8 protein-coding genes and 2 pseudogenes are annotated in these 11,651 nt (G+C 58.4%); 3 read left to right on the top strand and 7 right to left on the bottom strand.

Annotated features, from left to right (window positions below):
• Nucleotides 1-311: helix-turn-helix domain-containing protein (locus tag ACVWXF_RS13495; protein ID WP_457474647.1), on the bottom strand; the 311-nt coding region annotated here is incomplete at its 3' end.
• A 13-nt stretch (nucleotides 312-324) separates the two neighbouring features.
• Here ACVWXF_RS13495 and ACVWXF_RS13490 point away from each other — a divergent pair.
• Nucleotides 325-444 (top strand): annotated as a pseudogene (locus ACVWXF_RS13490) (IS200/IS605 family transposase); the annotation flags it as partial.
• Nucleotides 445-655: 211 nt separating this feature from the next.
• On the opposite strand, the gene rpsD reads toward ACVWXF_RS13490, so the two are convergent.
• The 3 genes from rpsD to ACVWXF_RS13475 all read right to left on the bottom strand — a co-directional run bounded on the left by rpsD (nucleotide 656) and on the right by ACVWXF_RS13475 (nucleotide 4,095).
• Entirely contained in the window at nucleotides 656-1,267 is a 612-nt protein-coding gene (rpsD, locus tag ACVWXF_RS13485; protein ID WP_011432724.1) for a 30S ribosomal protein S4, read from the bottom strand.
• A gap of 176 nt (nucleotides 1,268-1,443) precedes the next feature.
• The gene (gene gmd, locus ACVWXF_RS13480) at nucleotides 1,444-2,580 is read right to left on the bottom strand and encodes a GDP-mannose 4,6-dehydratase (protein ID WP_457474646.1); all 1,137 of its coding nucleotides are present in this window, start codon (nucleotides 2,578-2,580) and stop codon (nucleotides 1,444-1,446) included.
• A 132-nt stretch (nucleotides 2,581-2,712) separates the two neighbouring features.
• Entirely contained in the window at nucleotides 2,713-4,095 is a 1,383-nt protein-coding gene (locus ACVWXF_RS13475) for a nicotinate phosphoribosyltransferase (protein WP_457474645.1), read from the bottom strand.
• Nucleotides 4,096-4,401: 306 nt separating this feature from the next.
• On the opposite strand from ACVWXF_RS13475, the gene ACVWXF_RS13470 reads away from it, so the two are divergent.
• Entirely contained in the window at nucleotides 4,402-5,472 is a 1,071-nt protein-coding gene (locus ACVWXF_RS13470; protein ID WP_457474644.1) for an isochorismatase, read from the top strand.
• A 49-nt stretch (nucleotides 5,473-5,521) separates the two neighbouring features.
• The gene (locus ACVWXF_RS13465) at nucleotides 5,522-6,841 is read left to right on the top strand and encodes an ATP phosphoribosyltransferase regulatory subunit (RefSeq protein ID WP_414399697.1); all 1,320 of its coding nucleotides are present in this window, start codon (nucleotides 5,522-5,524) and stop codon (nucleotides 6,839-6,841) included.
• Here the strand turns inward: ACVWXF_RS13465 and ACVWXF_RS13460 are convergent.
• From ACVWXF_RS13460 to ACVWXF_RS13450, 3 genes and pseudogenes are all read right to left on the bottom strand, one after another.
• Entirely contained in the window at nucleotides 6,825-7,928 is a 1,104-nt protein-coding gene (locus ACVWXF_RS13460; RefSeq protein ID WP_457474643.1) for a DNA polymerase III subunit delta', read from the bottom strand. The two genes, ACVWXF_RS13465 and ACVWXF_RS13460, sit on opposite strands and share 17 nt — an antisense overlap.
• Nucleotides 7,929-7,931: 3 nt before the next feature.
• Entirely contained in the window at nucleotides 7,932-10,295 is a 2,364-nt protein-coding gene (locus ACVWXF_RS13455; protein WP_457474642.1) for a hypothetical protein, read from the bottom strand.
• Nucleotides 10,296-10,615: 320 nt separating this feature from the next.
• Nucleotides 10,616-11,538: pseudogene (locus tag ACVWXF_RS13450) on the bottom strand (transposase).
• Nucleotides 11,539-11,651: the final 113 nt, after the last annotated feature.

The following is an 11,651-nucleotide window of genomic DNA, read 5'->3' as shown; positions in this document are numbered from 1 at the left end:
CGGTCGAATGCTTTGTGCACTCGCTCTATGCAGTTCTGGAGGACTTGCGAATGGACTGCTCTGTACTGCGGAAACAGGGCTTTCGTCTTCACCAAATCCCGTTTCTGGGAGTAGAAATCGGGATTGTCTTTCAGCTCAGGCAAGTGACAGATTAAGGGACAAGCATTGCTATCACAGCGATTGTGTTCCCACCACGCAAAGCGCTCTGCCAAGCGGTAGTTGTACTGCTTTCGTAACAAGTCTAGCCACTCGCTCATCAAAGCAATCTGGCTGGGCGTAGGTCGCAAACGGTACTGGTAAGCAGTTCTCATTGAGGCAAGGGTAATCTACTGGAATGAATCCTACCTTATTGCTTCATGCGGTGGGGTTACCGTCTCGGTTTTAGGCCAGTCCATTGAAAACCAAAGTGTCCCCGCCTCTCATCCCGACCTTCACCCTGGATAGTGGTGAGTGGATAGTGACTAGCCACTAGTCACTAACAGAGGGCAGGGCTTCCCGGCGGTCTAGCTAACGCTACGCATCGCCAACAGGAGCGATGAGCAGGGGAAACGCTACAAAAAACAAACCGTGAAAAATCCCCCGGCCTCAAGGGTGAGGAGAACGTCAAACTGCCCAAAATTCCCCTGCAATTTGCAATGGCCACAAAAGGGGATCCCTAGAGCTTGCGGGAATAGAACTCAACCACCAAAAGCTCGTTGACCGGGGCGCAAATTTGCTCGCGGGGGGGCAATTCCTTGATGCGTCCGCGCAGCTTTTCTTTGTCAAACTCCAGGTAGTCCGGCAAAAACAACCCCGGATACTCCGCGTAGGCGGCCACCAGCTTGCGGGAAGATTCCTTGTTTTTTACTGTAATCACATCCCCCACTTTGCAGCCATAGCTGGGAATGGTTACCTTTTGGCCGTTAACCTCTATGTGGCCGTGGCTCACGAGCTGCCGAGCTGCCGGAATGGTTGGAGCCATGCCCAGACGAAACACGATGCAATCCAACCGCATTTCCAGCATTTGCAGCAAGGCCAAACCGGTGGATCCCTTGGAGCGCCGTGCCTTGCGCATGTAGCGGATCATCTGCCGCTCGCTCAGCCCGTAGTTGAAGCGCACCTTCTGCTTTTCTTCTAAGCGAATGGCATATTCGGATTTTTTCTTGCGCTCGGCGCCATGCATACCGGGCGGGTTGGTATTTTTGGGGCGCTTGCGCGTCAAGCCGGGCAGATCAAGTCCCCCGAAGCGACGAATAATTTTTAGGCGGGGGCCTGTGTAGCGGGACATGCGGGCATTTCTCCGAAATCAGCAAACAAAGTCAGCAAGAGATGGTCAGCTGGGGAGCAAGAGGACGAGGCACCAAAAGAATCGGCGATCTACTATATTAAGCGTTTAGTTCCTGCTTTGGACAAGGGGTCAAGGCTGTCTTTTGGGATCCCGTCTCCACCGTTGTATTCACCCTGTCAGTCGTAGTGAACCCCCAGCTGGGTGCGGATGAAAGCGCGATCTTCGCTAAGCAAGCCGTTGAGGGTGCGCCGTTCCCCCAAGATGGGATCCGGATCCAGGCCGATGGCTTCCAAGTCGGCCAGCACCATCAGCTCCACCAACTGCGGGAAGCTCACCTTGGGCTCCCATCCTAGGACTCGCTTGGCTTTTGAAGCATCCCCCAACAGCAGATCCACCTCGGTTGGGCGGTAGTAGCGGGGATCGATCTCGATCAACACTTGGTCTTTGTACAACCCCTGTTCGGCTTGGCCGGAGCCTTTCCAGGTAATCGGCAGGCCCACCAGCGCGAAGGCCCGTTCCACAAACTCGCGCACAGTGTGGGTTTCCCCGGTAGCCAGCACATAGTCATCCGGCTGGGGTTGTTGGAGCATCATCCACATCCCCTCGACGTAGTCTTTGGCGTAGCCCCAGTCCCGCTTGGCATCCAGGTTGCCCAGGTACAGCTTGCTTTGCTTGCCGGCAACGATGCGGCTGACGGCGCGGGTGATCTTGCGGGTTACAAAGGTTTCCCCTCGCCGTGGGCTTTCGTGGTTAAACAAGATACCGTTGCAGGCGAAGAGGTTGTAGGCTTCGCGGTAGTTGACCGTCTGCCAGTAGCCGTACACCTTGGCACAGGCATAGGGGCTGCGCGGGTAGAAGGGGGTGGTCTCCTTTTGCGGGATCTCCTGCACCAGGCCGAACATCTCCGAGGAGCCTGCCTGGTAAAACTTCACCCGGATCCCGGTGCGCTGCTGGTAGTCGCGGATGGCCTCTAGAAGACGCAGCGTGCCCATGGCCACTGCATCGACGGTGTATTCCGGCGCATCAAAGCTCACCCGCACGTGGGATTGGGCCCCCAGGTTGTACACTTCCGTCGGCTGCACCTGTTCCAAAATCCTGCGCAGGGTGGTGCCATCCGTGAGATCCCCGTAGTGGAGAAACAGCCTGGCCTGGGGGTTGTGGGCATCCACGTAGATGTGGTCGATGCGGTCGGTGTTGAAGGTGCTGGCGCGGCGGATGATGCCGTGAACTTCGTAGTTTTTCTTCAACAACAGCTCGGCCAGATAGGAGCCATCCTGTCCGGTGATGCCGGTAATTAGGGCACGTTGGGTCATAGAGCTGGGGGCAAAGACTAGGAAAACACCAAAAATCAAAATGGCCTGAGGCTCAAGTCCAATGGCAAAACTCAAACCTCAAAGCGGAGACCTTGAAGCTAGAACATTATAGTGCAGCGGGACTCCTTCTCCTCAGGCAGGGCCCGCCGAGGCACATTCCTGGCCAAGGGTGTGGTCTTTCAACCGTTGCAAAGCGGCAGTCAGGGCTGTGGGCCAGGGATCCGGCTGGCGCAGTTGTCGCACTCCCTGGGGCAGGCACAGCACAGAGGCGCGGCTGGTGCGGGCAATGGCTTCCAGATCCGGCAAGGGATCCAGCAGCAGCCCTTTTTCCATAACTTTGCGCAAGAGCGGTTCGTAGCCAGGAGGCGGGGGCTCGTCAGCATGGCCCAACAAGTCTCCTTCAGGGCCGCGAAAGATCTGCTTGCGACCGGGAAGGGTGGCTTTGGCAAAGGAAGCTTTGGCCACTGGGATCCCATTGATTTCCACCAATTTGTACACCCCGTTTACGCCTTCTCCAGTTACCAGGCGGGTGCCCACCCCATAACCGCTGATGGGGGCTTGGGAGCGATGCAGGCGCTCGATCTCGTATTCGTCCAAATCCCCACTGACGAACACCGGGGCGCCTTGAGGCAAAATTTGTTTCACCCGGCGAGAGAGATCTTCCAAATCTCCCGAGTCGATGCGCACCCCGCCGATTTCCCCCTGGGATCCCAGTTGATCTGGGCTTCTGGCCGCAAAGAGCTGGGCTGCTGTGCGCGCCCCTTGGATGGGATCGTAGGTATCGATTAGAAGCGCAGCTTGGGGAAAGTAGCGCCGAAAGGATTGAAAGGCGCGGGTTTCGTCTCCCGAGAGAGCAGCAATGGCCATCACTAGGGAATGGGCCATGGTTCCTGCCGGCTTGCGCCCCAATTTCAGGGCTGCCAAGACGTTGGAGGTGGCATTGAACCCTGCCGCCAGAGCCGCCCGGGCTGCCCACAGCCCCGCCTGGGGACCAAAAGCTCGCCGGGTGCCGAACTCCAACAAAATGGCCTCATCCCCTGCTGCATCTCGCATACGGGCCGCCTTGGTGGCGATCAGGGTCTGGTAGTTAAAGGTGGACAGCAAGTAAGTTTCCACCAGTTGGGCTTGCCAGAGGGGGGCTTCCACCCGCAACAGGGGCTGGTTGGCGAAAATGGCGGTTCCTTCCGGCACCGCCCACACATCCCCCTCAAACCGGCAGCGGGCCAGCAGCTCCCAAAAGCGCTCCGGCGCATCGGCGAAAATGCCCGTTTCCCGCAGCGCTCGCAAAGCCTCGGGGGCGAAGCTCAGTTGCTGCAGGTATTCCACCGCCTGGGTGAGCCCCATGGCAATCAGATAGCCATAGTCGGTGGGCAGCCGCCGCACGAACAGCTCAAAGGCAGCGGGCTGAGCCTCTAGCCCTTCCCCCACGTAGCAAGCGGCCATGGTGAACTGGTACAGATCGGTTAGCAAGCCATAGTCTTGGGGCTGCAACGACGAGAAATCAGGGCTCAACATGAAAAACCTCGGGGCAGAAGCCAGTGGGGAACGGCGGGATCGAGCAGAGGGCTGTTGCGAAGGTTATAGTGAAACTTACCATAAGTAAGGCTGCTTGTAGGGATCCACCAGAAGCATCACAACCCCAAAAAACCCTAAAAATCGGCCTCGACAAGACACCAAACCCAAACTCAGCCAGAAATACAGGCGGCCATCTGGACAAAATCTTGCCCCCAACTTATAGTGAAACCAACCATAAGTGTTACCCGTCCAACTCTATCGAGCGGGTGCAAGCCTGGTCAATCCAGCCCCCACCGGAAGAACGCCATGCATACCACTCTACAGGAGCTAACTGTTAAGGCTCCAGCGGGCCTTCCCCCCCACTTTGATCCGGAGCGGGTGGGAGAGATTTGGCGCGTGCCCTACCAACAGCGGGCAGCAGAAGCCGAGCTCTGGGCCAAGGAGCAAGGGATCCCGCCGGCAGAGGCGGATCGGGTGCGGGTGGGCTTGTTGCTCATTGATGTGCAGAACACCTTTTGCATTCCCGGCTTTGAGTTGTTTGTGGCCGGTTCCGGCGGATTGGGAGCGGTGGAAGACAATCGACGGCTTTGTCAGTTCATCTACCGCAATTTGGCTTGCCTCACCCAGATCATTGCCACTCTCGACACCCACACGGCCATGCAGATCTTCCACCCCGTCTTTTGGGTGGACGCGCAGGGAGCCCATCCTGAGCCGGCCACGGCCATTTCGGCAGCCGATATCCGCTGCGGACGCTGGCGGGTTAACCCCGCCATGGCTGCCAACCTCACCCAGGGGGATCTGACGCGGTTGCAGGTCTACGCTCTGCACTACGCCGAGCAGTTGGAGCAGGGGGGAAAATATCCCCTCATCGTCTGGCCCTACCACTCCATGCTGGGGGGGATTGGCCATGCCCTGGTGCCAGCGGTGGAGGAGGCGATTTTCTTTCACAGCATGGCCCGCTGCAGCCAGCCCAGCCTGCAGCTCAAGGGAGCCAATCCCTTGACGGAAAATTATTCCGTGCTTAGCCCGGAGGTTTTGACTGGGCCGGAAGGGGATCCCATCGACGAGAAAAATGAGCTCCTCATCCACCACCTGCTGCAGTTTGACGCCCTGATCGTGGCTGGCCAAGCCAAAAGCCACTGCGTGGCCTGGACGGTGAGCGACCTGCTGCAAGAGATCCAGGCCACGGATCCCAGCTTGGCCAAGAAAGTCTACCTTCTGGAGGACTGCACCTCGCCGGTGGTGATTCCCGGCGTTGTGGATTTCAGCGAACAGGCGGAGGCCGCCTTCGCCCGCTTTGCGGAAGCAGGAATGCACCGAGTGCGCTCCACGGATCCCATCTGGGAGTGGCCTGAGTTTCCCCGGGATCCCAGCTGACCTCCAACATCCGGTATGATGCAGCAGGATCCTCTGCTGGAGCAGCCCTGTGTACGGTCGCGGTAGCGGTGCGGAGCACTCTCGCGGTAGCGGTGCGGAGCACTTTTGGGATCCCCGCCCTGAGGCCAGTTCCACCGTCTCCAGCAGTCTGCGCCCCCCCAGCGGTGCCCGGGATCTCCTGCCGCGGGAAGTACAACGGCGGGAGAAGCTGGAGGCTCAGCTGACCCGGGTTTTCCGGCGCCATGGCTACCAGCGCATCATCACTCCCACCCTAGAGCGGCTGGAAACGCTGCTGGCGGGGGGATCCATCCGCGCTGAGTCGGTGCTGCAACTGCGGGATGGCGAAGGGACGATGCTGGGGCTGCGCCCCGAGTTCACTGCTTCCATTGTGCGGGCGGCAGCCACCCGTCTAGCCGGTGGGCCTTTGCCGTTGCGGCTCTACTACCACGGCAGCGTTTTTCGCAACAGCCGGCGGGAGGAGGGATCCTACAGTAGCCAGGAGTTTTTTCAGTCCGGAGTGGAGCTGATCGGGGCAGGGGGATGGCTGGCAGATGCCGAGATTCTGCTGCTGCTGGCCGATTGCATTCGCTCGATCGGCATCTCTTCTTGTGTAAACGGGACGGAGGCCGCCTGGACGCTGCTGCTGGGAGATGTCAGCCTCACCGAGAGTTTGCTCAGCGCCGTTGCCCCCACGGCTCAAGCGGCAGTGCGCCGTGCCATTGCCCAGCTCGACTACGTTTACCTGGAATCGGCCCCTCTGCCGGAAGCCGCCCGCCAGATTGGCTTGCAGATTCTGGGGCTGCGGGGCCAGCCCGGCTCAGTTCTTTCTGACCTGGCTCAGTTGCCTGTGCCGCCTGAGCGGCTGCGGGATCTGCGGCAGCTCTGCCAGGTGCTGGAGGAACATGGGGTGCGGGTGGTGCTGGATCTGAGCTTGTTGCAAACCCTGGCCTACTACACCGGTATCGTTTTTCAGGCGGTGGCGAGCGGGGAGGTCATTGCTCTGGGGGGGCGCTACGACCGGCTGTACGCCCTCTACAGCCCTCAGCAGGCCAGTCGCGCTGGCGGCGGCACGGAATCCTCGCAGCCGGGGATTGGCTTTACCCTTCTGCCGGATACGCTGCTGCGGCTCTTGCCCCCCGATCCCCAAACCGAGGAGATGGGCTGCAAACGGTTGGTGGTGCCCCTGGTGCCGGCAGGGATCCCAGCGGCGCTGGCCTTGGCCGCCCGCTGGCGAGAATCGGAGGCGGTGGAGCTGGAATTGCTGGATCGGGCCCCTGAAGAGATCGAAGCCTATGCCCGCCAATGTCGGATCCCGGAGATCGCCTGGGTACAAGCCGACGGCAGCTACCACATCACCCACCCGGGCTAATGCTGGCAAGGTTGACCTCCCAACAGAGACGGGGCTGCACCAGTTGCAACAGGTGTTGGCGAATGCGTTCCAACTGCCGGATGGCCCTCTGCACCCCTGGCGCAAACGGCTGACGGGATCCCTGCGCCCAAAAATGCTGCTGCAAATAATCGATCAGCCACAGTTGTGCCGGCAGCTCCAAACTGGCCACCGCTCTGCCCAATTCCAATGCCTGCTGGAGAGAAGAGTGCCAGGGCCAACGTTTGAGTTCCTCAAGGAGCGACGGCGGGATCTGCTGCAGGTGCTGGTGGGCCAGCAAGGCCAAGCCGGGGCTGCCCTGGGCCAAGGCAATCAGCTCGGATCGAGGGATCCCTGCCAGATCTGGGCAACCCAACCCACTCAGCACCCGGTCGACCTCTTCTGGGCTGAGGCGGCGAAAAGGCACCATCTGGCAGCGGGACAACAGCGTCGGCAACAGCGAGGCCGCCTGGGGGGCGATGAGTATAATATGGGCTGGGCCTGGCTCCTCCAGGGTTTTCAACAAAGCATTGGCAGCGCTTTCCGCCAAGGTTTCGGCTCCCTCCAGCACCACCACCGCTCCCGATCGCGTAAGCGGGACGGAGTCCTTTCGCGTAAGCGGGACGGAGTCCTTTAGCGGGGCGGAGCCCTTTCGCTGGGCTCGAATCGGCTTGCGGGCACAGAAGCGGGATACCCCCTGCACCTGCTCCAGGCGAATTTGGGGCGGCGAGCGCCGTTGCAAGGTTTGCGCCTCCGGGGAGTCTGCCGCAATTAGGCGGCCTTGGTGCAGGTAGGTGGGGCTGACCCAGTGGAGATTGGGATGGTTGCCCGCCAGCAGCCAACGGCAGTGGGAGCACTTGCCGCAAGGGATCCCGGAGCTGGATTCGCACAAGAGGGCCTGGGCAAACCAACGGGCCATCAGCTTCCGCCCCACCCCTTGGGGGCCCAAGAAGCAGTAGCTGGAAGTCACCCGCCCCTTCTCCAGGGCCGCCACAAGCAGTCGTGCCGCCATCTCCTGCCCGACAATGTGCTGTGGAGGCAAGACCTTCATCCGCTTGACGGTCTCGGCGCTCGGACGGAGTTCTGGCATATCTCAGCATCCGCTGGCAGAAGCTGGCAGGAAATGTTTGCGAAAATACTGCAGCGTCTCCGGTCGCAATAACCCCCGCTCCACCAAGGGATCCCCCCAGTGGGGCGAAGATTCATCCATCGGCGGCAAGGACTCCAGCACTTCAGCAGCCAACAAGTCGGCAGCCTTGAGGAACTCTCCCACCGTGCGGCACCCCGACAAACGGGCAGAATACCCCCCATCCGCAAAGAACTTGATCGTGGTTGCCTTCAGGCCGGTACACTCGCCAATGACCGCGGTCAGCTTGCCCCCCGACTGTTGCCAGCGGCTGAGGATGTCTTGGATCTGGGGCCGATCCAGCAAGCCCGCTGCCTGCAAGTTTTGGAACAGATGCCTGGCCCAGGGGGTGAGTTCCGCCAGCAAAGGATCCGTCGGCGTGTCCTCAGGATTGGCGGGAAGCTCCCCGGCATCGGTCGCAGGTTCCTCCAGTCTCCTCGTAAGGACTGTGTTTCGCTCACGCGAACGTGCTGGCTCATCTTTGGCGGTTGAACCAGAGAAGTTGGCTGCTCTCAACTGGGCTTGGGCTGCTTCGGCGATCAGCTTTTGCTGTTCGTAACTCACCTGCAGCAGACGGTTGCGATTCTGCTCAATCTTGAGATTCTCTTGCAGGGACTCCAGGCTCTGCCGATAGGCCGCCAGCAGCTCTCGCGCGTCTCGCAGTTCCACCGTCAAGTTGGCCTGCTGCTGTTGAAGGGCGCTGAGGCGGGATCCCGTGGTTTTCAGTTGTTGTTGAGCTTGCTCCAAGGCTTCTTGGCGGGCTTGCAGGGATCCCTCCAGTTGGACAATGCGCTGGTCGGCCTCGGCCCGTTCTGCCCTGAGCTGGTGGATCAGGGCTTGGCTCTGCTGTAGTTGCTCCTCCAGTTGGGCAATGTGCGCTTCGTAGTCACGGTTGGCTGCCATCAGCTGTGCTATTTCCGCTTGCAGTTGTTGTAGCTGCGCCTGTAAGCTTTCCACCTGCTCTGGGGGAACATAGCCGGAAAGCCGCGCCATTTGGGCCTCGTGCTCTTGCTGTAACTGAGCGTAGCGCTCTTGCCACATCTGCAAAGCGGCCCTCAGCTCCAAAATCTGTTGCTCCAAGGCGGCAACCTGCTCTGGCCAGAAGGAGTCCAGATGTCGGGATGGGGCAGCTTCTGGCTCTGCAGCTTGCTGGGCAAGTTGGGCCTGCAACTGATCCCGCTCCGATCGGAGCTGCTGGATTTGATGAAGCGCTGCCTCCAATTGGGCGCGTAGGTCAGCCACAACGCTGCTGGGCACCAACTCCGACTGGCGTTTCTGCAGAATCTGGATTTGCTCTTGCAACTGCTCCAATTCCGACTGATAGCAATCTCGCTGGGTTTGCAACTGCCGCTGCGCCCTTTGCTCAGCAGCGCGGGCAAGAGCCAGCTCCGTTTCTAGACGTTGCAGTTGTTCCCGCCAAACCCGCAAATCCTGCTGCAGCGTAGCCTGGTGCTGGAGCTCCGCCTGCTGGAGACGAATGGTGGCTTCCAGTTTTTGAATGCGCTGCTGATACTGGCTTTGAAAATCGGCAATCTGCTGGTTCATGCTGGCCAGGATCCGATCCCATTCCTGTTCCTGGAGCTCGATTTGTAGCCGCAAGGCTTCCACTTGCTTGCGGTAGTCAGCCAAGGTGGCCGGTTGAGGCTCATCGGCAAAGGGATCCGAGGCTGCCGCGGCTAATGTTCCAGGGATGGAATCTCCCCCAACTGCGGATTCGAGACTCGATGGCTGAATTGTTCCCTCGCAAGGGATCTTGGCCTCTTCGGGTACAGCCAAATCCTGGGCCAGAGCTTCTCGGCCAGGAGTTGCCGCTCTTTGGGGGGTAAGCTGAACCTCGGGTTTGGGATCCCTGGCCAAAAAAGGCTGCAGCGCCTCCCACGCATTGGGGGAAGCCATCCGCTGCAGTTGCACCTGGACATCCAAGGCGCGATCCAAAATGGCAGGCTGTACCCAACCTTTCCAGGTGAGGATTTCCCCCAATTTCCGCCCATAGCGACGCTGTTGAGCCAGAGCAACCCGCAATTGCTCGAAATCCAAATGGCCCAGCGCCACCAAAATCTCTCCCAGAGAAAGAGACTGGCTGGGCAGGAAGCGGTAGAGAGCGGCTGGGGTGAGCCAGCCGTGCTCGAGACACACTTCTCCCAACTTGAGGTGGTTTTGCTGTTGCTCTCGCAGGGCCTGAGCCAACTGGGATTGGGAAATTAGCCCTGCCCGCAGCAGACGCTGTCCCAGCGGCAAGCTCGACTCAGCCTCACCGTCAGCAGCACCCCGCCCCTCCAGAAAGGGGAATGGGGTAGAGCCACTCTGGGAGGAAGAGGAGCGCGGAGGCATCAATAAAGTTCCCAGTTTAGGACTGTGTTGTTGCTGTACTTTAGCTTATCGCCCCTCAGGATAAAGCACAAAGAGATGCCAACGCCACATTGACCAGAAAACTGGGTTACAAGCCCCGCCCTTTATGACGGCTTCTTGATACAGTAACTGCGAACTCCGCCAGCTTGTTCGCCTGCGGCGGCACTGAGTGCTTCGTGGTGCAGTACCTCTTACTAGAGGGACATTAGAGGGACAAAGTATCTGGGAGTCTCTTCCCAGTAATTAGGGCGGCGGCATCCCTCTTCGTGCATAGGGATGGAGCAGTACAGCCTGTTAAGGAATCAAGGGGCACAGTAGCAACACCTAGCAAACCAACTTCGGAAGCAGAATGGATTGATGAGTAGTCAAGAGGTCTCTGCTATCTGCTCCATCCCATACTTCCCGGCTCTGGAAAACTGCCGGATAAAAGGCTTCAATACCGACCACATCCTCTCAATCGGATTCAACTCTGGTGCATACACAGGCAGGTCTATGATCCGCGCACCTGTTCCTTGAATCAAACCTTCCACTTCCGAACTCTAATCACCACCTTCCGCGCATCCAGTTCCGGACATGAGTCACTTTGCAAAAACTCCAGAAAATTGCTCTTCCGCATTCCACCCTTGATAACACAACAGCCTACTGCCTCTCTCCAGGAAATAGCTTCAATAATCTTATTTTTTTCCCTTTGCATCTCTGACGGTAACTGTAAGCTCTTTGACTGCGTAAACTCCGAGATACCCCTCCGTTCCATTGCCTCTCACACCCTTGTCTGGTCTAGAATAGCTATATCTTCCACTAGTATATTCTTGACTTCTTAACTATAGGCTAATTGTTGCCTTTGCACCTCCTCTTCTCTGATTTTTACACTGCGGTAATTCTTTTTTAGCGTCATTCCTCGCTTTTTTAAAAAGTTGTCTATCGTAACAGCACTCACATCAGTATCCAGTTGCTCTCGTAGCAGTTCTTGATACTACCACGGATAATAGTTCAGGCGCCTTTCAATGACCGTCATAACTTCTTGCCGGTGTTGTTCCAGAATACCTACTCGCTTTGTGCCGACTTTCTTGGGGGATAAATCCTGAGTTTGTTGATACTGATGCACCCAGTGGTGCAGTGTTCTTTGGGTTACCATGAACTGTTCCTCTACCTGGCGAGTGGAGGTCTTGCCTGCCTGATAAGCTGCCACAACTCTTTGGGATAAATCTAACAAATAGGTTGGTATATATCTCTCTTTTCTCTTGGATACAGCCTTTTAATTTAAAATAGGGTACAGGTATTCAAGAGGAAGGAGAGAAAGGAATGCCGACTCATTCTTTGGATTTGCGGCAAAGAGTT

The sequence above is a fragment of the Thermostichus sp. MS-CIW-40 genome (assembly GCF_054058315.1).
The sequence above is the reverse complement of the archived record's forward strand: the minus strand, read 5'-3'. Positions and strand labels throughout refer to the sequence as shown.

Excerpts from the sequence above, each read along its gene's own strand:
- rpsD (WP_011432724.1), bottom strand. The coding sequence starts at position 1,267 with ATGTCCCGCTACACAGGCCCCCGCCTAAAAATTATTCGTCGCTTCGGG.
- gmd (WP_457474646.1), bottom strand. The coding sequence starts at position 2,580 with ATGACCCAACGTGCCCTAATTACCGGCATCACCGGACAGGATGGCTCC.
- ACVWXF_RS13475 (WP_457474645.1), bottom strand. The coding sequence starts at position 4,095 with ATGTTGAGCCCTGATTTCTCGTCGTTGCAGCCCCAAGACTATGGCTTG.
- ACVWXF_RS13470 (WP_457474644.1), top strand. The coding sequence starts at position 4,402 with ATGCATACCACTCTACAGGAGCTAACTGTTAAGGCTCCAGCGGGCCTT.
- ACVWXF_RS13460 (WP_457474643.1), bottom strand. The coding sequence starts at position 7,928 with ATGCCAGAACTCCGTCCGAGCGCCGAGACCGTCAAGCGGATGAAGGTC.
- ACVWXF_RS13455 (WP_457474642.1), bottom strand. The coding sequence starts at position 10,295 with ATGCCTCCGCGCTCCTCTTCCTCCCAGAGTGGCTCTACCCCATTCCCC.